A 25,481-nucleotide genomic window follows, 5' to 3' on the forward strand; every position below is an offset into this window, starting at 1 on the left:
TAGTCCTGACGATTCTTTTCCATTCTACCGTAGTCTTTATCCAGTATGAATACACCCCGAAACCGCCCCGACCGACCAGCCAAACCACCCCGCTTAGCCGATTGGCTGCTCAACTGGTTTTGCGCCCCCCATCTGCGGGAGGAAGTGCTGGGCGATTTACATGAACGGTACGCCTTGCGAATGACGCGTTTGGGTGAAACCAAAGCCCAATGGCGCTACTGGCGTGAAGTGCTGGCTTATGTGCGGCCTGCTATGATCAAACGACAACCATCTGAATACCCTAAACCAACGAATAGCGCCATGCTACGCAACTATCTAAAAATTGCCTTTCGCAATCTGGTCAGGCAAAAAGTATATTCCTTTATTAACATTGGGGGGCTGGCGGTCGGTATGACTGTGGCTATACTCATTGGCCTGTGGATTTATGATGAATTGTCATTCAATAAATACTATCAGCACTACGATCGTATTGCCCAGGTCATGCAGCACCAAACCATCAATGGAAATACCGCCACCGGGCCTGCTATACCGATACCGCTGGCCAATGAGCTCCGCACGGTCTATGGTACTGATTTTAAGCATGTTTTACTATCCTCCTGGACAGAAGGGCATATTCTGTCGATCGGAACTAAAAAATTCTGGAAGAATGGTAATTATATAGAGCCGGAAGCGCCCGACATGTTTTCCTTAAAGATGATCAAAGGCACGCGGACAGGACTGAAAGAGCCGTATTCGATTATGATTTCTGAATCAGTAGCCAATGCGTTTTTTGGCACTGGCGATCCAATGGGTAAACTACTAAAAATAGACAATCAGATAGCGGTTAAAGTCACGGGGGTTTATGAAGATTTGCCCTATAATACCCAGTTTAATAACCTCGATTACATGGTTCCCTGGCAGGTGAATGTGGCCATACGGGATTGGGTGAAAAACTCGCAGGATAAGTGGGATAATAATTCATTTCAACTGTTTGTTCAGCTTGCCGATCAAGCAGATATGGACAATGTCTCGGCAAAAATTAAAGACGCCAAAGTAGCCAATGTAAGGAAGGAATTAGCCCAGTTTAAGCCTGAAATTTTTCTCCAGCCAATGAAAAACTGGCATTTGTATTCGGAGTTTAAAAATGGTGTCAATGTGGGTGGTCAAATCCAGTTTGTCTGGCTGTTTGGCATTATCGGAATTTTTGTGCTGCTGTTGGCCTGCATCAATTTTATGAATCTGAGCACAGCCCGTTCCGAAAAACGGGCTAAAGAAGTCGGTATTCGAAAAGCAGTTGGCTCAATTCGTGGACAATTAATCGGGCAGTTTTTTAGCGAATCCTTATTGGTTGTCCTGATTGCATTTGTACTATCATTGCTGTTGGTACAACTCATTTTGCCATTCTTTAATGAGGTTGCCGCCAAGAAAATGGCCATTCTGTGGTCAACACCTTTGTTCTGGATCGCCAGCATTGGATTTACAGTGTTGACCGGCATCATAGCGGGCAGTTATCCGGCTTTCTATCTGTCTTCTTTCCAACCCGTTAAAGTGCTGAAAGGAACCTTTCAGGTTGGCCGATTTGCTTCGCTTCCCCGCAAAGTGCTGGTAGTCATTCAATTTACAGTGTCGGTCACGTTGATTATCGGAACAATTATTGTGTTTCGCCAGATTCAATATGCTAAAAACAGGCCAATGGGCTACAGCCGAAATGGGCTGTTATACGTGCAGACAACCACGGCTGATATCCACAATCATTACGATGCCTTTCGCAGCGATTTACTGCAATCAGGAGCGGTGACAGAAATAGCCGAATCCGAAAGTCCGCTAACGGGGGTCTGGAATGTAAATGGTGGTTTTGACTGGGATGGAAAAGACCCGAATCAGCAGCCCGATTTTGCGGTGGTGGGTGTAACCTACGAGTTTGGAAAAACGATAGGCTGGCAATTTACAGAAGGACGCGATTTTTCCCGAACCTTCGGAACCGACTCCACCAGCATGGTCATCAACGAAGCCGCCGTAAAATTCATGGGATTGAAAAATCCGGTCGGCAAAACAATCAGAGAAGGAAATCTGCGGTATAAAATCATCGGTGTGATTAAAGACATGGTGATGGAGTCGCCTTATGAACCCGCCAGGCAAACGTTTTTTTACATAAGCAATTTTCCCAGCAACTTTATTAACATCCGGATGAACCCGACGATGAGCGCCAGTGAAGCGGTGAGTAAGATTGGGGGAGTTTTTCAAAAATACAATCCGACCGCTCCCTTCGATTACAAATTCGCTGATGCCGAATACACCAAAAAATTTGCGGCAGAAGAGCACATTGGTACGCTGGCTTCGTTCTTTGCTATTCTCGCTATATTGATTAGTTGCCTGGGAATTTTCGGGCTCGCTTCCTTCATTGCCGAACAACGCACCAAAGAAATCGGGGTTCGCAAAGTGCTGGGCGCTTCCGTATTGAATCTGTGGGGTTTGCTCTCCAAAGATTTTGTGTTTCTGGTCCTGATCGCCTTCGGTATCGCTACGCCAATTGCCTATTACTTCCTCAGTGATTGGCTCCAGAACTATACGTACCACACGGACATTTCCTGGTGGATTTTTGCAGCATCGGGTAGTGGTGCCTTATTGATTACTTTGTTGACGGTGAGTTTCCAGAGTATAAAAGCGGCTCTGATGAATCCAGTCAAATCCCTGCGGTCGGAGTAATAATGTAAAATGAACTGCGCGGGCGACTCCCGAACGTGTACAATCAATTGGCTGCTGGAGATCCTCATTAATTAGCCCAATTTCAGTATGAACCAACCACCCCGCTTCGCTGACCGACTGCTCAACTGGTTCTGCGCACCCCACCTGCGGGAGGAGGTGCTGGGCGATCTGCACGAGCGCTTCGCCTTGCGGGTTGCGCGGTGGGGTAAAACTAAAGCCCGGCAACGCTACTGGTGGGATGTACTGGCTTATGTACGACCGTCGATCATCAAACGCAAACCCAGGATTAGTATGTTCTGGCAGGCAGCCGCGCACCATCCGAATGGGCGCACAGGACGATTCGGTGACTATTCTCAATCCTATTTTCCCAATCCGATTATGATACGCAATTATTTCACGGTTGCCTGGCGCAATCTGATTCGCAATAAAGCCTTTTCGGCCATCAATATGTTGGGGCTTGCTTTAGGTATGGCTTGTAGTCTGCTGATTTTACTTTGGGTGCAGGACGAACGAAGTGTAGATGGTTTTCATGTAAATGGTAAGTACCTGTATCAGGTATATGAACGTCAGCAATTTGATGGCAAAACAGAAGCAAGCTATAGTACTCAGGGTCTGTTGGCCGACGAACTGAAACGGATCATTCCGGAGGTGCAATATGCCAGCAGTCTGGAGTGGAACAATCCATTTACATTTCAGGTGGGCGATCGGATTAATAAAATGGAGGGAACGTTTGCCGGGGCTGATTTTTTCAGGATGTTTAGTTATAAACTCCTTCAGGGAAATCCTGAAACAGCACTGGATGCTCCCAATGGCATTGCCATTTCCCGAAAGATGGCCGATCAATTTTTTGGGAGCCCGGAAAAAGCCATTGGGAAAGCGATTCGCTACGAAAATAAAGATGACCTGACCGTAACCGCGGTATTTGACAATTTACCGGCTAATTCATCGCAGCAATTTGATTTTTTAAGAACCTGGAAAGACTATGTGAAAGTAAACGATTGGGTAAATAACTGGAGCAACTACAATCCATCTACGTTCATACAACTACAACCAGGTGCTGATCCGGCAAAGGTTGAAGCCAAAATCAAGGATTTTACCTACCGATTCAAACCCAAAAGTAAGGCGATTGTTGAAGAACTGGCCCTACAACCCTATCCGGAAAAATACCTTCATTCTACATTTAAAAATGGTCAGCTCGATGGCGGCCGAATTGAGTATGTGCGCCTTTTCAGTCTTGTCGCCCTGTTCATCCTGATTATTGCCTGCATCAATTTCATGAATCTGGCCACGGCCCGGTCGGCCAAACGCGCCAAAGAAGTCGGTGTCCGGAAAGTGGTTGGAGCGGTTCGGTCGGCCTTAATGGGGCAATTTGTGGGTGAAGCGATGTTGCTCACCTTCTTTTCGATCATTATTGCCGTGGGTCTGGTTGCGCTGATACTGCCAGCCTTCAATACGCTGACCGGAAAACAGTTGGTACTGCCCGTTAGTAAGCCTGTATTCTGGGCAACACTACTGGGTTTACTCACGTTAACTGGCTTTGTTTCGGGTAGTTATCCGGCTCTTTTCCTGTCGGCTATGAGTCCCATTCGGGTACTGAAAGGAAGCCTTCGGTTCAGTCCGGGGGCAACGTTGTTTCGCAAAAGTCTGGTGGTGTTTCAGTTTGCCCTTTCCATGCTGCTGATTGTCGGCATGATTGTCATGTATCGGCAAATGGACTACATCCAGACGAAAAATCTCGGTTACAATCGGGAGAACCTCATTTATATTCCATTAGAAGGCGAACTAGGCCAGAAATACACCCTGTTTAAAGAAGAAGCCGGTAAAATGGCTGGCGTGCTGACCATTTCGCGTATGCGGGGAACACCCACCGTGATTTCTCATCATACGGGCGATTTCGGCTGGCCCGGCAAAGATCCAGATCAGGCCATATCCTTTGCCGATGAGACGGTTGGCTATGATTTTGTGAAAACCATGAAGCTTCAACTGAAAGAAGGACGTGATTTCTCAAAAGATTTTGGTACCGATTCGTTAGGATTTCTGGTAAACGAGACGGCATTGGCAAAAATGGGCTATAAAAACCGCACCGGCGGATCGGCGATCGGTCAACCCTTATCGTGGGGTCAGCGACAGGGCATGATAATTGGCGTTTTAAGCGATTTTCACTTTACGTCAATGCACCAGACCATTGAACCGCTGATTATTCGTCTGGATGAAAAACGGCAATGGGGGACGGTTCTGGTTCGGACGGAAGCGGGTAAAACCAGGGAAGCACTGGCCAGTTTAGAGAGAGTTAGCAAAGAGCTGAATCCCAGGTTTCCGTTTACGTATCAGTTTTCTGACCAGGAGTTTACCCGGCTCTATCAAAGCGAACAGATGGCCAGCCAACTGGCGAATTACTTTGCAATACTGGCTATTTTCATATCCTGCCTGGGTCTGTTTGGTCTGGCAACCTTCACCGCTGAGCAACGGACGAAAGAAATTGGGGTGCGCAAAGTGCTGGGCGCATCGGTAACTAGTGTCGTGACCCTGCTCTCCAGAGATTTTTTGAAGCCCGTATTGATCGCCATTGTCTGTACAACGCCCGTTGCCTGGTATGCCATGAGCCAGTGGTTGCAAAGCTTTGCCTACAAGATTGACATCGAGTGGTGGATGTTTGCGGTGGCAGGTTCCATCGCCATTGGTATTGCCCTATTGACAATTGGTTTTCAGAGTATTAAAGCCGCCCTGATGAATCCGGTCAAGAGTTTACGGAGCGAATAAGCACTAATTTGTGTAAGTTAGTGCATGAACATAAGCTTCCAACTATTCGACCTCATCGTCATCCTGGGTATTACGCAGGGGTTGCTTTATGTTGTTTTGTTGCTGATTAAATACGGTCAATATGCCAGTAAACAGGTGCTGGCCCTGATTCTGGTTGTTTTTTGCATTCTCAGCGGGAAGATTCTGCTTCATACATTGGGTTTGTGGCAGAATCCTTCCCTGCGCTATTTTCCGCTGGCGTTCGACCTCACGCTGCAGCCGCTGCTCTACCTGTATGTTGTTTCGTTGACACAAAGTAAGTTTACACTGAACCGATCATGGCTGATTCATTTTGTGCCGACGCTGGTCTTTATGATTCATGCCGTGCTGGTCTATAGCCAGACCCAAACAACGGAGAATCTGGCGCTCAAAGACCAGATAGCCGAATCGCTGTACTTCAATAACGTAAAGGAAGTTGAAGACCTGCTGTCGGTATTACTGGGCGGAGTGTATGGACTTATGAGTTTACGTCGGTTAATCCGCTATCGAAACTGGTTGTTCGATACGGTTTCGAACCCAGCGTATCCAAGTTATCTCTGGCTTCGAAATATGCTGCTTGTGACCGGGGGCGTGTGGCTATTGCTCTCGCTGAATATTTTTCTGGACCTTGGTTTATCCTTTACGACTTATTCCTTCCTGCACTGGAAATTTTTCTATGTTTATCTGGCAGTAAATGTTTATTACCTCGGGATTACGGGATACCAGCAGCCGCCTTTCGAGGTTGCTTTCGACGAGTCGGCGGTCGATGCATTGCCCAAACGAACACTGGATGGGGTAAGCCAGGAGCAAATTCAGGACGTAAAGGACAAAATCGAAATGGCTATCGGGCAGGAGCATGTTTTTTTAGATCCGGACCTTAGCCTGACGAGTCTTGCCCGTAAACTGAATCTTTCGCCGGGTATTGTGTCCGGGGTTATTAACAGCGAGTTTGATAAAAGCTTTCGCAGTCTCATCAATGAACGACGGGTCGATGAGGTAAAGCATCGGTTAACCGATCCGGCTTATCAGCACCTTTCCATTCTGGGTATTGCATTAGAGTCGGGCTTTAACTCCGAAGCCAGTTTTTATCGCATTTTCAAAGCCACCACTGGTCTTTCGCCCCGGCAGTTTAGCACACAAAAAACGCTCAAAACAACGATTGAGAGCTCTCAAAAGCCAAACTGAGAGGTTTGGGAAGAATGATTTCGGTTGGTTTGCCTGACAATTCAATCGTCAATCCAAACTCAATCGAACTATGCAACGCTTCCTGTTAATGCTCTTACTCGCCTGCTTTACCCAGGCGAATGTGTCGGCTCAATTGCAACAACCAACGCAAAAGAATGCGCCGTTTCTATTGAAAACCCAGTGGGATCAATATGGTAGTTATGCCAGCTATACACCCGAAAATCATGTACTGGGTTGCTGGAGTACCGCCCTTGCTCAAATCTTTTATTACCATCAGTTACGACCGGCCGGTATCGTGAATTACCAGTGTTCAAAAGGGTATAAAATCCAGGATACCTTATCCAATCATGCCTTTTCGTGGGATCAGTTTGCGTCACGTATTGAGCCAACGACATCCGCCGATGCAAAAAATACAGTGGCCTTATTTTCGTACCTAACCGCCGAAGCGATCCGCAAAGATTTTGGCACGAGTCGATACCTGGAGATGGTCAATCCGGTTGGGCAAATCAAAAAACATTTTCCATGTAACGCTGAATTTTATGTGTCATTCTCCGAACCGATTCCCATTCCGCAAGCTCAGCTGGAAGCCATTGCCAAACAGGAAGATATTCGAAATGTGCTGAAACAAGACGATGTGATCGCATTGATCCGGAAGGAGATCGATGCCCGACGACCTGTATATTTTCATTTCGGCAATTTCACAACCTATGGGCATTCGACCGTCATTGATGGTTATCAACAGGAAAATGGCACATTCTGGGCGCACATCAATTACGGGTCTGGTGGTCAACGCAATGGATGGTACGATTTGTTTAAGCCAATCGATGTAACTGACGACATCAAACTCAGGGCCTTTGTCGCCATTAAGCCGAATCGGGAATAGCGGGTGGATCGATAAAAACGTGCCGGACTTTGCCAATAAATCGTTATCGTCGGCTCATTAAATCTTGGAAGCAAGCCCTTTTATCCGCAATTTGCTAGCTGACCGCCCAGATGCTGGATTTACATGAAAACTGGTTTTCTCTTCTTACTCCCCTTGCTACTCGGATTTCTTTTTCCGGTTAACCGTTTAGCGGTTGTCGATGGACCGGCCACAACTGTTGCTCTGAACGCAAATTCAGTCGTGACGGGCGCTGACCAAATTTCGGCCTATCTGCCTTATCTAAAGGGGAAACGCATTGGAATGGTCGTCAATCAAACCTCCATTATTGGCCGTAAACCGAGCGTCGACAGTCTGGTCAGTCTGGGCGTAAACATCGTAACGATTTTCGGGCCTGAGCACGGGTTTAGGGGTAATGCCAGCAACGGCGATCATGTCGATGATAGTGTTGATTCCAGAACCGGCATTCCGATTGTTTCTTTATACGGCAAAAACAGGAAACCATCGAAAGAGCATCTGGCCAATATTGATTTACTGATTTTCGACATTCAGGATGTAGGTGCCCGTTTTTACACCTACATCAATACGCTTAACCATGTGATGGAAGCCTGTGCCGAAAATAACAAGGAGCTGATGATTCTGGACCGGCCTAATCCAAACGGATTTATTGTCGATGGCCCTATTTTAGAGGATCATCTCCATTCGGGAATCGGCATGCATCGCATTCCCATTACGCATGGGCTTACTATGGCCGAATTTGCCCGCATGATTAACGGCGAAGGATGGGGAATTCCGAAAAACCAGTGCAAACTTCGGATTGTAAAAGTGGCTAACTACACACACGATACGCCATATACGTTACCCGTAATGCCCTCGCCTAACCTCAATACGCAGCAATCTATCATGCTGTATCCCAGCATTTGCTGGTTCGAGGGAACAATTGTCAGTCAGGGGAGAGGGACTTATATGCCTTTTACGGTGTTGGGTGCTCCGGCGCTGAAAGGAATTTATCCCTTTTCGTTTCGGCCGGTTAGCCTTAAAGGCATGAGCGAAACGCCGTTACATCAGAATACCGATTGCTATGGGATCGATCTACGAAAATACGATACTACTATCCTGCGAAAAACGAAGAAGCTCAATCTGCAATGGTTGATGGAACTATACAAGGCGTATCCCGATAAAGCCCGGTTTTTTGATAGGAGCCAGAGTACGCAGATGGGGAATTTCGCGTTTCTGGCTGGCACCGAAAACTTAAAACAGCAAATTAGTGCGGGTAAAAGTGAAAAAGAAATTCGCCAAAGCTGGGAGCCGGGTCTGTCGGCATTTAAGCAAATGCGCAAAAAGTACCTGATCTATCCCTGATCAGGTGTAAAGCAGGCTAAAATTGCTGTTTCTCCGTTCACAATCGGACGTAAAGTGTCCACTTTCGGACAACGTTATTCGGATGAAGGCCGTTTCTGACGTCAGAAACGGCCTTTTTCGTTCATGGCACGGCTGTTGACCGATCAGATTTAATTATCCTGCAGGAGTTCATGAAACCTATTCTAATTCTTTTAATGCTCGCTTCTGGCTTTTTGTCGTTGGCGCAATCATCGTCGACGCTCAACACGGTCATTAACGAAGATGGTAAAGTAATGTCCATTCAGGTCGATGGCGAACGAAACGGGCGTGCGGTGAAGTATGATCGAACATTTGACGTAACCAAACTAAGCAGTTCAGAAAAGGATGCACTTAAAAATCGGGTTCTCGATTCGCTGGGTATCGGCCAATCAATCGCCATACCGGAAGCCGTTGCCCATCGGGATCGCTCGCCCGGCGATTCGGAGGGGGTAGCTGTTCCGGCCAAACCGCGAGAGGTCCCATCGGTACCGAAGCCGCCTGTTCCGCCCAGCCCTCCGGCAGACGCTGGCCAGACAGTTGTCACATTCCGTTGCGAAAGCTGTACCGGAAAAGTAAAGCTTGAAATTACCAGTCCAACTGAAGATTACTCAATTGAACGGGATGCAAAAGTGAATACCGACAAACGATTATTCCCGTACCAGATACCGCTGAGTTCGGGTGAGTATAACCTGAAATACTACCAGAACGGAGTACTGCAAATTCAGTCGACGTTCAAGGTGAAGGCGGGTGAAACGAATACGGTTGACGTTAAGTAATTCAGGTGTTTCGATAAAATCAGTGCTTCGATTGTCGTGAGTCTCACAAAATCGTAGCACTGATTTTGGCAGTATATACTAATTCTCGACCCCGATGCTACATAATTATTTTAAAATCGCCTGGCGGAATCTGGCCCGCAACAAAGCCTTTTCAGCGATCAACATCGTTGGGCTGGCCATTGGGTTGGCTACGTGTTTGCTCATCAGCCTGTTCGTTCTGGATGAGTTAAGCTACGACCGCTTCAACGAAAAGGCTGATCGCATTGTGCGCGTTATTTTTCGGGGATCGATACAGGGCGAAAAAATGAACGAGGCACACGTTATGCCGCCTACTGCCCAAACGCTTAAAGCCGACTACCCCGAAGTGCAGGAAGCTACGCGCTTACGTCGTGCAGGAATGCCTTTTATCGTCTATGGTGACAAAACGTTCAGAGAAAGCGAGGTTGCTTTTGCCGACTCTAATTTCTTCCAGGTGTTTACACTTCCGTTCGTAAAGGGTGATCCAAAAACAGCGTTGATCCAGCCCAATACCGTCGTAGTTACGCAGGAAGTAGCGCATAAATATTTCGGAAATGAAGATCCGATCGGGAAGGTATTGACGGTTAAAAGCTGGAACACGCCCTACACAGTTACGGGTGTGATTGAAAAGTTACCGGTTAATTCTCACTTTCATTTCGATATGTTCGCATCGATGGCCGGTTTCCCGGATGCGAAACAGCCTTCCTGGATGACGTCTGAATTTTTCACCTACCTGGTATTACCCAAAGGCTACGACTACAAACAGCTGGAGGCAAAACTACCTCAGGTTGTCGAAAAATACATGGGGCCGCAATTGCAGAAAGCCTTCGGAATGAGCTTTGCGCAGTTCCGCAAAAAAGGCAACGACCTTGGTTTATTTTTGCAGCCGCTGACAACGATTCACCTGCATTCAGAACTAAGCGGTGAACTGGATGCCAACGGGGATATTCGGTACGTGTACATTTTTGGGGCCGTTGCGTTGTTTATTCTCCTCATCGCCTGCATCAACTTCATGAACCTGTCTACGGCCGGGGCCTCAAAGCGAGGTCGGGAGGTTGGTATCCGGAAGGTAATGGGTTCGATGAAACTGGAGCTGATGGGGCAGTTTCTGCTCGAATCCTCGATACTAACGGCTGTTGCCTTACTGTTAGGTGTTGGATTGGTTTACCTGGTTTTGCCAGCCTTCAATGAACTGGCGGGTAAATCGCTAAGTCTGCACTTGTTAGCGAATCCCTGGCTTCTGCCCAGCCTGTTGCTATTTGGCCTCTTTGTTAGCGTTCTGGCCGGGAGTTACCCCGCTTTTTTCCTGTCATCCTTCAAGCCTGTGTCTGTGCTGAAAGGGGGAAATTCGCTCGATCGGTTTACATCAGGTAAAAAAAGTTTTGGTCTACGGAGCAGTCTGATCGTGTTTCAGTTCTTTATTTCCATTGCTTTAACGATAGGAACCATTGTCGTGTATCAGCAACTGGCTTATATCCAGAACAAGAAATTAGGGTATAACAAAGACCAGGTTATCGTGTTGCCGGAAGCCTGGATGCTGGGTGATAAGAACGAAGTGTTCCGAAATCAACTCCTGCAAGACCCTCGGGTGGTGAATGTAAGCACATCGGGCTACCTGCCTGCTGGCCCAAGCTACAATAACAACTTCACGATTTATCCCGAATCGAATGAGACCGGATTGATAAAAACGCTCCGATACGACGTCGATTATAATTACATGTCGACACTGGGTATGCAACTGGTGGCTGGTCGGAATTTCTCGAAAGACTACGGGACCGATTCGGCGGGAGCGATTCTTAACGAGACAACTGCCAAAGTACTTGGATGGGGCAACAAGGCGTTAGGACACACGATCACCAACTCCGATAATCAAGGCAAAAAGACTCAGCTACGGGTCATTGGGATCGTTAAGGATTTTCACTTCAAATCCTTACACGAGCGCATTTCTCCGCTCGTAATGGTGCTCAACAAGAATGCCGGAACCATGATTGTAAAGGCAAAAACCAAAGACATTACGGGTTTGCTGGCGGCCATGAAAAAGAACTGGGACGGCTTTAAAGTCGAAGGGCCTTTTACGTACTCATTTCTGGATGAACGATTTAACGATACCTACCGGGCCGAGCAGAAAATTGGCGAAATTCTGGGCATTTTTGCCGGATTGACCATTTTCGTTGCCTGCCTGGGTCTGTTCGGCCTGGCTACTTTCACCGCCGAACAACGCACGAAAGAGATCGGCGTCCGCAAAGTACTGGGTGCGTCGGTTACCAGCATCGTGGCTTTACTCTCGAAAGACTTTTTAAAACTCGTTGCCATTGCGATCGTGATTGCCGTGCCGGTAGCCTGGTACACCATGAATAATTGGTTGCAGGGCTTTGCCTACAAAATCGACATTTCGTGGTGGATGTTTGCACTGGCGGGTGTACTGGCGGTTGCTATAGCCTTATTGACAGTGAGTTATCAAAGTGTAAAAGCGGCTTTGATGAATCCGGTCAAGAGTTTACGGTCTGAATAATGCCAGGCCGGGTAAGTAACAGCGAATACTGGATTTGCCCGGTCTAAGCCCAATGTAGTACGCGTTAATCACCAGGAATTTTTGTCGCCTTAACACCGCTGCCGCCTTGAAACGTCCACTATTCATATTCATGCTGATACTGGCCATGACAGCTGTAACACGAGGACAGCCTGCGGAGTCGATGTATTTGAACCAGCCACGACCTGGTTTAGTGGCTCAAGTGTTTGCACCGGATAAAGTGTCTCTCAAAGGTCAGTATGAATATGGCTCCGTTTTTTCGAATGATGGGAAGGAATTCTATTACGCCGTAATCGTGAATAAAAAGCCCCAGATCAGGCTTTCAACGCTTAAAAACGGCAAATGGACGGAGCCTGCGGTCATCCTGGCCAGTGACAGGTATGAGTATAATGACCCTTTTCTGTCACCGGATGGGACGAAGCTGTTTTTTATCTCTGATCGGTCGCTGGATGGGCAGGGCGACAAGAAAGATTTTGATATCTGGTACATCGATCGCAGGAAAGACGGCTGGTCGGAGCCGGTCAATGCCGGTCGGGCGATAAACTCGGATAAAAACGAATACTACATGTCCTTTACGGCTGATGGTACGATGTACTATTCATCGAATGGAGCGACAAAGCCGCCTAATGAACAGAACTATGATATCTACGCTTCCCGATTTTCGAGTGGTGGATTTCAGCGTTCCCAGAAGCTGGGTAGTTCGATAAACAGCGAACAGTACGAAGCGGACGTATTCGTTTCGCCCGATGAGAAGTACCTCATATTCTGCGGAGAAAGGTCGGATGGGTTTGGAAAAGGAGACCTGTTCATCAGCTTTAAAGATGAAAAAGGGGCGTGGCAGAAAGCAAAGAACATGGGTAAAGAAATCAATACCGATCAGTATGAGTTTTGCCCATTTGTTTCCAGTGATGGAAAGTACCTGTTTTTTAGCCGGAGCGGTGATATCTATTGGGTAAGCGCCGACATAATCAATACCCTGCGATAAGGCATGTGATCTGGTCTTTGCAAAAAAAATAGTAATGCTACGAAACTATCTTAAGATCGCTTTCCGCCGTCTTTGGACCGACAAGACAAACGCGGCTATCAATGTTCTGGGGTTAACCCTGGGCATAACGTGCTGCTTAGTGATCTATATTTTCGTGCGCTATGAATCTGGCTTCGATGGATTTCATTCAAACGTAAGCCGGATATACCGGATCGTTCACCACAACAAAACCGCCGACGGTGTCCAGCATTGGCCTACTACGGCCTATCCATTAGCCGAAGCCATCCGTCAGAACATGCCGGGCGTTGGTGTTACCCAAACGGCCGGACCGGATAGTCGACTGATCAGTTCGATCGATAGCCGGGGCGTTGTCCATCGCTTTGACGAGAAACGTGTCATGTTTGCCGATGCCAACTATCTACGGACGTTCGATTTTGTGAACGTTTTTCCGGATGGTATCTGGCTGGCGGGTAATGCCCGAACGGCCTTTCAGCAACCCAACAGCGTCGTGCTGACGCAGAAAATGGCTGAGCGGTACTTCGTCGGATATGCAGGACGTTTTGAGGAGCTGCTGGGCAAGACCTTGACACTCAACAACGGTGATCCGCTTCTCGTATCAGGCATCATTCGCAACCCGCCCTCCACGACAAATCTGCTGTTCGATATTTTAGTCAATTACCAGTTTTTTAAGGCCAACAACCCGTATCAGGCTACCAACTGGTCGGGTAATTATCGCGGAACGACCTATGTTACGCTGCCCGTCGGTGCTGATCCAAAGGCCTTTGAAGGTCAGTTACAGGCATTACAAAAGAAGTACATGAAAGCGGATGATATCCGCCGAATCAGTTATTTCCTTCAGCCGATCACCAGTATCCACACCGAAACGCTGTATGGAAGTTCACAGGGGAGCTACATTGTTAGCCGCGATATGCTCTGGGGATTGGTCAGTCTGGCCGTTTTCCTGATTCTGATAGCCTCATTCAACTTTATCAACCTGACTACTGCCCAGGCCATCCGCCGACGGAAAGAAGTAGGCGTCCGGAAAGTAGTGGGTGGTACACAAGTGCAATTGTTCAGCCAGTTTATTGGCGAAACCCTCATCATTGCTATTGTAGCCGGTTTGTTGTCGCTACTGATCCTGAATGCGCTATTGAACTGGATTAACCAGTCGCTGACGATCATTGATCTAAATCTTAGTGCCGATCCGACCATCTGGGCGTTCAGTGCTGGTCTGATTCTGGTTGTGGCATTACTGGCCGGGTTTTATCCGGCAATTGTTCTATCCAATGCTCAACCGATCAACGCATTAAAGAACACTACCCCCCAGCGACATGCCCGATTCTCACTTCGGCAGGGATTAATTGTGCTGCAATTCTGCATTACCTATGCCCTGTTGGTTAGCACCTTTGTCGTCAGTCGGCAAATGAATTTATTCAGTAGCAAGGATTTAGGCTTTACGAAAGATGCTGTCATTACCATAAACGGACCACGCAATCAGGTTGCCGGTAAACTCGGTACGTTCCGGGAGAAATTGTTGCAAAGCCCTGCCATTAAGGAAGTTAGTTTTGGTTCAGGGGCCCCAATTACCAATAATCATTATGGCACCGATTTTCGGCTAAAGTCAGAAACCGTTCAAATGAATCGGCAGGCTGAAGAGAAATTTGTTGATCTGGCCTATCAATCGCTTTTTGATCTGAAGCTCATCGCCGGAAGGTGGTTCACTCAGTCGAATAATATGCCGGAAGGTTCACGGTTCAATGCCTTTGTTGTCAATGAAACAATGGTAAAAATGCTCGGTCTGACTCCCGAACAGGCCATTGGTAAAACCATGATTATCAATGAAGGAGAAGCTCCTATACTGGGCGTAGTCAAAGATTTTCATAATGTTTCGTTGCAGCAAGCTATTACACCCTGTGTTTTAATGGTTTGGAATACAGGTTTTTATGATGAAATTCATTTGCGGGTGCAAACACAGAACAGCCGTTTGTTAAACCTGCCGCAAACGCTCGGGTTTATTGAAAAAACCTGGAAACAACTCTTTCCGGACGATGTGTATCAGTACACATTTTTGAACGAGTCGCTGGCGAAAAATTACATCATTGAGCAATTGGTATTCGACGCATTCCGGATTTTTGCTGCTATCTCGATTTTCATTTCGTGCCTTGGCTTATTCGGGCTTATCACGTTCGCAGCGAATCAACGAACCAAAGAAATCGGCGTCCGGAAAGTACTTGGCGCATCGGTGGCCAGCCTAGTAGGCTTGCTCTCCAAAGACTTCCTGAAACTGGTGCTGATCGCCATTGTTATTGCGTCGCCCCTGGCCTGGTATGCCATGAGTCTGTGGTTACAGGGCTTTGCTTACAAGGCCGATATGGAGTGGTGGGTGTTCGCCCTGGCGGGGCTTCTGGCAGCAGGTATTGCCTTGTTGACAGTCAGCTTTCAAAGCATTAAAGCCGCCCTGATGAATCCGGTGAACTCATTGAGAAGTGAATAATGACTGGTGCCTAAACCCCAACAACTATGCTACTTAATTATCTCAAAATTGCCTGGCGGAATCTTCGAAAGGACAAATTCTATAGTCTGATCAACATTCTGGGCCTGACCATCGGTGTCACATGCGGCTTGTTATTGCTGCTGTATGTGACTGACGAACTGAGCTATGATCGCTACCAGGCGAATGCAAACCAGATATATCGCATCGTTTCGCACATTACCGAGCCCGACAAAGTCAATCGCTGGAGCAGTACACAGCCGCCTTTAGTCAAACAACTGAAGCAGGATTATCCGTTTGTCAAAAATTACGTTCGATTCTTTCCCTACGGCCGGATGATGTTTCGGCAGGGCGAGAAGCGGTTCTACGAAGATGAGATCTATGCCGCCGATTCTACGGTGTTCGATGTCTTTAGCTATAAGTTTATCGAAGGCGACGCCAAAACGGCTCTCGATCAGCCTGGTAGCGTGGTATTGACTCAAAAGGTGGCCCAGAAATTTTTTGGTTCCGGTAGTGCGCTGGGTCAGTCGCTTCAAACCAATGATACGACGTTCTATAAAGTAACGGGTGTTCTGGAAGATGTGCCGAAGAACTCTCACTTCACGTTCAACGCCCTGTTTTCTACGGGCCAGAACGAACGCCAGGCAACTGGCTGGGGTGGTTTTTACATATACAGTTATCTGGTATTGCCCGAAAATTTCGATACCAAAATTCTCGAGAGCAAGTTTCCTGAGGTCTACGACAAATACATAGGGCCGATTTTTAAGCGAATGGGCATTAAAATTACCTATGAATTACAGCCGTTGACCCGTATTCACCTGTACTCAAATCTCGAAGGCGAATCGAATGGGAACATTGGCTACGTGTATACGTTCAGCGCAGTCGCATTTTTTATGCTGCTGCTGGCTAGTATCAACTACATGAATTTAGCCACGGCCCGGTCGGCCAAACGCGCCAAAGAAGTAGGGCTTCGAAAAGTGATGGGATCAGTACGAGGTCGGCTGATGGCGCAGTTCCTAACCGAATCGGTGCTGATGACGGTTCTCTCGCTGGTGGCCAGTCTGATTCTGGTTGTCGTATTACTGCCTTTCTTTAACAGCGTTTCGGGGAAAGAGATTCGGTTTCAGGAATTGTTACAGCCGCAGTTTATGCTCATTGCTCTGGCCATTGTCGTGTTTACGGGCTTCATCAGTGGCAGCTATCCCGCTTTTTACTTATCCTCTTTTGAACCGGCGGCAGTACTCAAAGGCTCATTCAATGCCAAAGGTGGAAGTTTCTTCCGAAAAACGCTGGTGGTGGCCCAGTTTGCTATTTCGCTGACGATGCTCATCTGCACCTGGATTGTGTATAAGCAGCTAAACTTCATGCAGGATCATGATTTAGGCTATGACCGGGAACAGGTATTGACGATCGATTATCAGGACCGGCAGCCCAGAGCGCGGTTCAATGCGCTACGGAATGACCTGCTGGCTAATCCGAACATTCGGGAAGTGGCCTCTGCCTCGGCTCCAACCAGCAACATTGGTAGCCGGGTTATCTTCACGGTTGAGTCCAATACCGGCTTAAAGGAAATGGGATTCAAACCTTTCCAAATCGACTACGATTACCTGAAAACGATGGGCATGAAGGTCGTAGCGGGTCGTGATTTCTCCGAAAAAATTCCGGCAGATACCCTTAACTCGGTTATTATCAATCAGGCCGTGGTAGAGCGTATGGGTTGGAAAGAACCGCTGGGTAAAAAAGTTATTCTGGGCAGCCTTCCTCAGGGCAATCAGCAGGGCCCACCCCCACCTACAGCACTGGTGATCGGGGTGATCAAAGATTTTCATCAGCAGTCACTTTACAACCCCATCGAACCGATGATTCTGATGTGTCGCCGGGCCAATCCGGTCATTCACATTAAAATACAGCCGAAAAATGCTGACAAAACCGTAGCGTTCATTGGCCAGAAATGGCGTGAAACCTATCCGGATCGATTGTTTGAATACCGGTTTCTGGATCAGGATTTTGAGTCAGCATACCGCGCCGATGAATTACGGGGCCGGATTTTCTCGACCTTCTCGGGCCTGACCATTCTCATTGCCTGTCTGGGCTTGTTTGGCTTAGCCACGTTCACCACAGAGCAGCGGGTGAAGGAAATTGGCGTGCGGAAGGTGTTGGGCGCATCGATTTCCAGCGTTGTCCTGTTGCTGTCGAAAGACTTCACAAAACTGGTGCTGTTCTCCTTTCCTATCGCCATTCCGATTGCCTGGTATTCCATGTATAAATGGCTACAGAACTTTCCCTACAAAACCGACATCGGCGTATGGGTATTTGTGGTAGCCTGCCTGCTCACGCTGGGCATCTGCTGGGCAACCGTGATCTATCAGAGTGTGAAAGCAGCTCTAACGAATCCAGTGAAGAGTTTACGGTCTGAGTAGGGATCTACAAACTAGTTTCGACATGCAAACAACAAACTAATGCTAACGAACTATCTTAAAATTGCCTGGCGGAATCTGACCCGTAACAAAAGTTTCTCGGCCATTAACATACTGGGGCTTGGGCTGGGAATTGCCTGTAGTCTGTTCATTTACCTGTGGGTGCAGGATGAACGGAGCTATGATACCTTTCTGCCGGATAGCGATCAGCTCTATAAAATTATTATTCATAATAAAGATAAGTCCGGGAGTATTGCCGGAAGTATGGATGCAACTCCGGGACGGCTGGCCGAAGCGCTGAAACAGGAAATCCCGGAGGTTACGCAGGCCAGTACTGTTGTCTGGGATTATAAACAACTGGTAACCATTGGGCAAAAAATAGGAAAAGAAAATGGCCGTTACGCCGGGCCTGATTTCTTTACTCTATTTGGCTTTCCGCTGTTGCAGGGAAATCCCAGAAGCGTGTTGTCGGCACCGAATAATATCGTCATTTCGCAGAAAATGGCTCAGGCGTATTTCGGCCGCGAAAATCCAGTCGGGAAAACCATTCGGATCGACGATAAGCGGGATTGTATGGTAACGGGCGTGGCAGCTAACGTGCCGGGCAACTCATCCATTAAGTTCGACTTTGTGTTGCCGATCGCCAACTGTTTTATCGATAATCCGTGGATGGTAGCGGGCTTTGATCACTACGGGCCTCCTACCTACGTCCGATTGCGAGCTGATGCATCGCTGGCAGGTGTAAACGCGAAGATTCAGGATTTTCTGCATCATAAAGACCCGACCGTGAAAGACAAAGCGATGGTGCTGCAACCCTATCGCGAGATGTATCTGTATTCTAAATTCACAAAAGGCATTGCTGATGGCGGCCGCATCGAATACGTTCGCTTATTCTCCATAGTTGCCCTGTTTATTGTATTGATTGCCTGTGTAAACTTTATGAATCTGGCGACCGCTCGTTCGGTTAAACGGGCCAAAGAAGTAGGTGTCCGTAAAGTAGTTGGTGCGGTTAAGAGCCTGCTGTTTGGGCAATTTATGGCCGAAGCTATATTGACTACTTTGCTATCGGTTATTGTCGCTCTGATACTTGTTCTGGCGTTGATGCCCGTTTTTAATACGTTAACGGAGAAGAGCTTATCCATTCCGTTTGCCAATCCTCAATTCATTGTAACAATTCTCGGATTCACGCTGCTGACCGGATTCATAGCCGGAAGCTATCCGGCTCTGGTGTTGTCGTCGATGAGTCCGATTACCGTGTTGAAAGGCTCACTAAAGTTTAAGCCGGGCGCGTCTCTACTGCGTCGGGGCCTTGTGATTTTTCAGTTTACACTGTCGATTGCCCTGATTGTATGCACGGCTATTGTGTTCCGGCAGATGAAGTACATCCAAACGAAAAATCTGGGTCTCGATCGCGAAAATGTGATTTATGTACCGCTGGAGGGCACCTTGTCCAGTAAGTATGAAGCTTTTAAGCAGGAGACAATGCAGGCAGGATTTGTGCAGCATATGACACGTGCTTCAACGATGCCTACCAACATTGGCATGGCAACCGACGGTATCAGCTGGCCCGGCAAAGCCGCCGACGATAAAACCGGTTTGTGGCAGCTGGAAGCCAGCTACGATTTCACAAAAACGATGAAAATTCCTTTAGTAGCGGGCCGCGATTTCTCGCCCGCCTTTGGAACGGATTCGGCCAACATCCTGATCAACGAAGCCGCTGCCAAAGTGATGAATCTGAAAAATCCCGTTGGGCAGCCCATCACCTATAATGGCCGGAAGGGCACGATTATTGGCCTGATGAAGGATTTTCACATCCATTCATTACACGATAAGATTGCCCCGTTGATGGTTAATTTTCAGTCAGCGTCATCGTTTGGGCTTGCCATTGTGAAAACGCAGCCTGGCAAAACGAAAGAGGTACTGACTTCGCTGGAGCAGAGCTGGAAAAAACTAAATCCCAAATATCCATTCGATTATCGGTTCGCCGATGAAGAATTCAACAGGCAGTATCACAGCGAAACACTGGTGAGTGAACTAGCCAATGTCTTTGCCTTTCTGGCCATTTTTATTTCGTGCTTAGGATTGTTTGGCCTGGCCACCTTCACGGCCGAGCAACGGACGAAAGAAATTGGTGTCCGTAAAGTATTGGGAGCATCGATAGCGGGTATTGTCACCTTGCTGTCGCGCGATTTCCTCAAGCCCGTTGTGATTGCTATTGTCCTGGCAACTCCATTAGCCTGGTATGCCATGAGTCAGTGGTTGCTGGGTTTTGCTTACAAGATCGATATGGAGTGGTGGGTGTTTGCGCTGGCGGGTATGCTGGCTGTGGTCATCGCCATTCTGACCGTTAGTTTCCAAAGTATAAAAGCGGCTCTAACGAATCCGGTGAAATCATTAAGGTCCGAATAGGGACGCGATAATTATGCTAAAAAGTTATTTCACTACAGCACTCCGTGCCCTCAGGCGCAATTGGAATTATACCGTAATCAACATTGTCGGGCTGACATTTGGCCTGGCTTGTTGCTTGATCCTGTTTCTGGCAATTCGCTATGAACTGAGCTACGATCAGCATCATGCCAATGCCGATCGGACCTACCGGCTCATTACGTACAACAAACGATCGAAAGGTGATGATCGGAACGTGGGTATACCCTTACCCGCTTTGGCCGCTTTGCGGAACGACTTTCCTGAGCTAAAGCATCAGATTACCATGGCTTATGAAGTGTATGGTGCATTGCTCAGGGTCAGTGACCACAAAGCCAGTAAGTTCCAGGAAGAGGGCGGAGTTATTGCCTTTGTCGAACCTGAATATTTCCGCTTGTTCGATTTCCAATGGAAAGCAGGAAATCCGGCAACTGCCGTGAAAAATCCCAATACGGTGGTTTTGTCGGAGCGGATGGCGCATAAATATTTTGGTAGCGCCGACCCGATAGGCAAGACAATTCGCATCGAAAATAAGATGGATTTTGTCGTAACGGGCGTGGTGCAGACGCCCCCGGTTACGAGTAGTTTACCATTCGAAGTGTTGCTGTCATTCACTTCCCTGAAACAGTATGGAGCTAACGGCGGCTGGGACGAATGGGGGTCAACCTACAGCGGTGCCCAGATTTATCTGGCCTTACCAGAAACGGTTGCCTCGGCGCAGATGGAACGGCAGCTGGTTCCATTTATTCGGAAATACATGAAACCCGACGATGCGAAAGCTATACAATACGAACTGCAACCGCTCACGAACATTCATTTCGACACACGCACGGGCAATTCTGCCAACCGCACAGTGAGTCGGCAAATGATCTGGTCAATGGCGCTAATCGGGTTATTTGTTCTGATAACGGCCTGTGTCAACTTCATCAATCTGGCCACAGCGCAGGCAATCCGCCGGGCGAAGGAAGTAGGCGTGCGCAAAGTGCTCGGTAGCTCGCGAGCGCAATTAGTCCGGCAGTTTCTGGGCGAAACGGGATTTTTGACCACACTGGCTGTTGGACTGGCGTTTCTAGTCGCTAATCTGGCGCTGCCGTATGTTTCTGAACTGCTGGATATCAAAGCTTCGGCACTGGTGCTGTTCGATCCCGTCGTTATTAGTTTTATCTTCTTATTGACACTCCTGACAACGGTGCTTTCTGGTTTTTACCCCGCATTGGTGTTGTCAGGTTATCAGCCTGTTTTGGCGCTGCGTGGAAAAGTCCGGATGGCGGGCAGCAGTCAGTTGACATTGCGCCGGAGCCTGATTGTATTTCAGTTTGCCATTTCGCAGATGCTGATCATCGGGACCATCATTGCCTACAGCCAGATGAAGTACGTCCGTACTGCCGATCTGGGCTATAACAAAGAAGCCGTCCTGACAATACCGGTGCCTGAACATAAACCAGGGCAGCTGGAAAATCTGAAGGCCAAACTGGCCATATTGCCTAATGTAAAGTCGCTCAGTTATGGCCTTTCGGTCCCTTCCTCAGATGGCAACTGGTGGACGAGCTTTAGCTACGAGAATGAGCCAAAACCGGCCGATTTTAGCGTGGTGATGCGCCCCGCCGATACATCGTATTTCAGTACGTATGGCCTGAAATTGATTGCCGGTCGGATGTATCAACCTGCCGACACCATGCGGGAGTTTGTGGTGAATGAGTCATTTGTCAAGAAAATGGGTCTTCGCGATGCGCGTCAGATCCTGGGTAAATACATAGCGCTGGGCGGGCCGGAAAATCCCAAAAAACAAATAGTTGGGGTTGTGAAAGATTTCAACACCTTTTCACTACACCAGCAAACAAACGCCTGTTTATTAACCAGTAATCGCGGAGCCTATAACGTTCTCGGGATTAAGCTATCGACCCAACAGGGTGGTACGGAGGGCATCAGTGGTTTTATTCGTGAGGTTGAAACCAGTTGGAATGCGACCTTCCCCGATTTTGTGTTCAGCTATGAATTTCTGGATCAGCGACTTGCCAATTTCTACAAGAGTGAAGAGCGCATGTACTCGCTGTTTCGGCTGCTGGCGGGCATTGTTATTTTCATCGGTTGTTTAGGCCTCTACGGTGTCGTTGCGTTTATGGCCGAATCGCGAACGAAAGAAGTGGGCATTCGAAAAGTGCTGGGCGCATCGATGACCCATATTTTCGGTTTGTTCTCGCTCGATTTTGTTCGGCTTGTTTTAATCGCTTTGGTGCTGGCCTCGCCCGTTGCGTGGTATGTGATGGATAAGTGGCTGGCCGATTTTCCGTATAAGGTCGATATTTCGTGGTGGATGTTTGCCCTGACGGGCGTACTGGCGGTTGCCATTGCGCTCCTGACGGTAAGCTTCCAAAGTATTAAATCGGCCCTGATGAATCCTGTGAAATCCTTACGATCCGAATAATCGCTTTTTATGTTACGCAACTATTTCACAACTGCTTTTCGCGCATTGAAGCGCAACTGGAACTACTCGGTCATCAACGTGTTAGGTCTGACATTGAGTCTGTCCTGCTGCCTGCTTCTCTTTCTGGCGATTCGTTATGAGCTGAGCTTTGACCGGCATAATGCATACGCTGATCAAACCTACCGGATAGTCTCGTTCAATAAAAAATCGAACAACGACCGGCGGAGTGCGGGCATACCCCTGCCTGCGCTGGCTGCCCTACGAACCGACTTCCCGAGTCTGAAACATGACCTTACGATGGTTCACCGAATTGCTAATGTAGTCGTAACGGTGAACGGGAAAGCAGATCAGGCCACTAAAAAATTTCAGGAGGGTGATGGCATTCTGGCCTTTGTCGAGCCAGCGTATTTTCGACTGTTCGATTATACCTGGAAAAGCGGCAGCCCGCAAACATCCATCTCCAATCCAAATACGGTTGTATTGAGCGAGCGCATGGCTCAAAAATATTTCGGCGCGGGTAACCCAATCGGCAAGACCCTGCGCGTCGAAAATAAGATGGATTTTGTCGTAACAGGCGTTGTTGAGGAGCCACCCGTCACAAGTAGTGTGCCGTTTGATGTATTACTATCCTTTGCATCGCTGAAACAGTACGGGGCTTATACGAACTGGGATGATTGGCAGTCGACCTACGGCGGAGCGCAAATTTATATGAAACTGCCCGGTACGCCGGATGACCAGGCCATTGAGTCCGCAAAAATGACACAGCAGTTAGCCGCTTTTGTCAAAAAATACCACAAGTCCGACGACGCCCGCGACCTGAGTTATGAACTGCAACCGCTGACCCAAATTCATTTCGATACCCGGACCGACAATTATGCCAAGCGAACCGTCAGTAAGGAAATGATTTGGGCGATGGGCCTGATCGGATTGTTCATACTGATCACGGCCTGCGTCAACTTTATCAATCTGGCTACGGCACAGGCGATCCGCCGGGCGAAAGAAGTGGGTGTCCGTAAAGTGCTGGGAAGTTCACGTGGCCAACTGGTCCGCCAATTTCTGGGGGAAACGGGCGTCCTGACAGGTCTGGCGGTGGTTTTGTCCCTACTTCTGGCGCAGGTATCACTGCCCTACGTAGGTGAGTTGCTCAATATTAAACCCGGTGCGGCAACCCTGTTCGATCCGGTCGTGATTGCTTTTTTAATTACGCTGGGCTTACTCACAACTGGCCTGGCCGGATTTTATCCCGCTTTAGTGTTATCAGGCTATCAGCCTATTTTAGCGTTGAAAGGTAAAATTCGGGCGTCGGGGCAGGGTGGTTCGTCGGGTATCAACCAGCTGACCCTGCGCCGGGGGCTGATTGTGGGTCAGTTTGCCATTTCGCAGATACTGATCATCGGGACCATCATTGCCTACAGCCAGATGAAATACTTCCGCTCCGCCGATCTGGGCTATAGCCGGGATGCAGTAGTGAGTGTATTGATACCCGAGAAAAAACCGGGGCAGTTAGAAAGTTTGAAAGCCAAACTGACCGGACTGCCTGGCATCCAGTCGTTGAGTTATGGCATGACGACACCTTCTTCCAGCAGTAACTGGACTACGGGTTTTCGTTTTGAGAATGATGAGAAAGAACCTGATTATGGGATTCTTATGCGTCCGGCCGATACGGCGTATCTGCACACCTACGGCCTGAAGCTAATTGCCGGACGGATGTACCAACCTGGCGATACGATGCGGGAGTTTGTGATCAATGAAGCTTTTATGAAGCGGCTGGGTTTCCAGAAGCCAGAGCAGGTCATTGGGAAGTTCATGAGGGTTAACGGCGAAGACCTGAAAAAACCAATTGTGGGTGTAGTGAAGGACTTCAACGCCTTTTCGTTGCATCAACGAATCGAGCCGAGTGTGCTAACCTCTTACCGGGATCAATATCGAAACCTGGGTATTAAACTTTCCATACAAAAAGGGGGGGCAGAAGCCGTGAGCGGCTTGCTGAAGGAAGTAGAATCTGCCTGGAATGCTACCTTCCCCGACTTTGTGTTCAAGTACAGTTTTCTGGACGAAACTCTGGCTAATTTCTACAAGAGCGAGGAACGCATGTATTCATTGTTCCAGTTGCTGGCAGGCATTGCTATCTTCATTGGTTGTCTGGGACTTTATGGGGTTGTCGCCTTCATGGCTGAGTCGCGTACAAAAGAGGTGGGCATCCGGAAAGCACTAGGGGCCTCCACCGCTCACATTTTTGGCTTGTTCTCGCTCGATTTTGTTCGGCTTGTCCTGATTGCACTGGTGATAGCTTCGCCGATTGCCTGGTATGTAATGAACAGGTGGCTGGCCGACTTTGCCTATAAAATCGACATTTCGTGGTGGATGTTCGCCCTGGCCGGTTTGCTGGCGGTTGGCATTGCGCTACTAACGGTGAGTTTTCAGAGTATAAAAGCCGCGTTGATGAACCCCGTAAAGAGTCTGAGAGCCGAATAAGGTAGAGACTGGCCCGATACATTGCACTTCGA

General features: G+C 48.2%; 13 protein-coding genes. All 13 read left to right on the plus strand.

What is annotated here, in order from left to right:
* Window positions 1-45 precede the first annotated feature (45 nt).
* The 13 genes from GJR95_RS05395 (at window position 46) to GJR95_RS05455 (ending at window position 25,449) form a co-directional block, all read left to right on the plus strand.
* Window positions 46-2,685, plus strand: coding sequence for an ABC transporter permease (locus tag GJR95_RS05395; RefSeq protein WP_174260190.1), 2,640 nt, complete (start codon window positions 46-48; stop codon window positions 2,683-2,685).
* A gap of 87 nt (window positions 2,686-2,772) precedes the next feature.
* The gene (locus GJR95_RS05400) at window positions 2,773-5,445 is read left to right on the plus strand and encodes an ABC transporter permease (RefSeq protein ID WP_232541095.1); all 2,673 of its coding nucleotides are present in this window, start codon (window positions 2,773-2,775) and stop codon (window positions 5,443-5,445) included.
* Window positions 5,446-5,469: 24 nt separating this feature from the next.
* Window positions 5,470-6,648, plus strand: coding sequence for a helix-turn-helix domain-containing protein (locus GJR95_RS05405; protein ID WP_162384900.1), 1,179 nt, complete (start codon window positions 5,470-5,472; stop codon window positions 6,646-6,648).
* Window positions 6,649-6,718: 70 nt separating this feature from the next.
* Window positions 6,719-7,531, plus strand: a complete 813-nt coding sequence (locus GJR95_RS05410; protein WP_162384901.1) for a C10 family peptidase — start codon at window positions 6,719-6,721, stop codon at window positions 7,529-7,531.
* A 123-nt stretch (window positions 7,532-7,654) separates the two neighbouring features.
* Window positions 7,655-8,890, plus strand: a complete 1,236-nt coding sequence (locus GJR95_RS05415; protein WP_162384902.1) for an exo-beta-N-acetylmuramidase NamZ family protein — start codon at window positions 7,655-7,657, stop codon at window positions 8,888-8,890.
* Window positions 8,891-9,060: 170 nt separating this feature from the next.
* Window positions 9,061-9,684: a hypothetical protein gene (locus GJR95_RS05420; RefSeq protein WP_162384903.1), complete on the plus strand. Its 624-nt coding sequence runs from the start codon at window positions 9,061-9,063 to the stop codon at window positions 9,682-9,684.
* A gap of 94 nt (window positions 9,685-9,778) precedes the next feature.
* Window positions 9,779-12,214 (plus strand): ABC transporter permease, encoded by a 2,436-nt coding sequence (locus GJR95_RS05425; RefSeq protein ID WP_162384904.1) that lies wholly within the window; start codon window positions 9,779-9,781, stop codon window positions 12,212-12,214.
* A 145-nt stretch (window positions 12,215-12,359) separates the two neighbouring features.
* Window positions 12,360-13,217, plus strand: a complete 858-nt coding sequence (locus GJR95_RS05430; RefSeq protein WP_232541096.1) for a hypothetical protein — start codon at window positions 12,360-12,362, stop codon at window positions 13,215-13,217.
* Window positions 13,218-13,251: 34 nt separating this feature from the next.
* Complete coding sequence (locus GJR95_RS05435; RefSeq protein WP_162384905.1) at window positions 13,252-15,711, plus strand: FtsX-like permease family protein; 2,460 nt, start codon at window positions 13,252-13,254, stop codon at window positions 15,709-15,711.
* Window positions 15,712-15,737: 26 nt separating this feature from the next.
* Entirely contained in the window at window positions 15,738-18,128 is a 2,391-nt protein-coding gene (locus tag GJR95_RS05440) for an ABC transporter permease (RefSeq protein ID WP_162384906.1), read from the plus strand.
* Window positions 18,129-18,167: 39 nt separating this feature from the next.
* Window positions 18,168-20,534 carry an ABC transporter permease gene (locus GJR95_RS05445; protein ID WP_162384907.1) on the plus strand — a complete coding sequence of 789 codons (2,367 nt, stop codon included), beginning with the start codon at window positions 18,168-18,170 and terminating at the stop codon, window positions 20,532-20,534.
* Between the two features lie 13 nt (window positions 20,535-20,547).
* On the plus strand, window positions 20,548-22,974 hold the full coding sequence (locus tag GJR95_RS05450) for an ABC transporter permease (RefSeq protein WP_162384908.1): 2,427 nt from the start codon (window positions 20,548-20,550) through the stop codon (window positions 22,972-22,974).
* Between the two features lie 9 nt (window positions 22,975-22,983).
* Window positions 22,984-25,449, plus strand: coding sequence for an ABC transporter permease (locus tag GJR95_RS05455; protein WP_162384909.1), 2,466 nt, complete (start codon window positions 22,984-22,986; stop codon window positions 25,447-25,449).
* Window positions 25,450-25,481: the final 32 nt, after the last annotated feature.

The sequence above is a fragment of the Spirosoma endbachense genome (genome assembly GCF_010233585.1).
Taxonomy (GTDB): domain Bacteria; phylum Bacteroidota; class Bacteroidia; order Cytophagales; family Spirosomataceae; genus Spirosoma; species Spirosoma endbachense.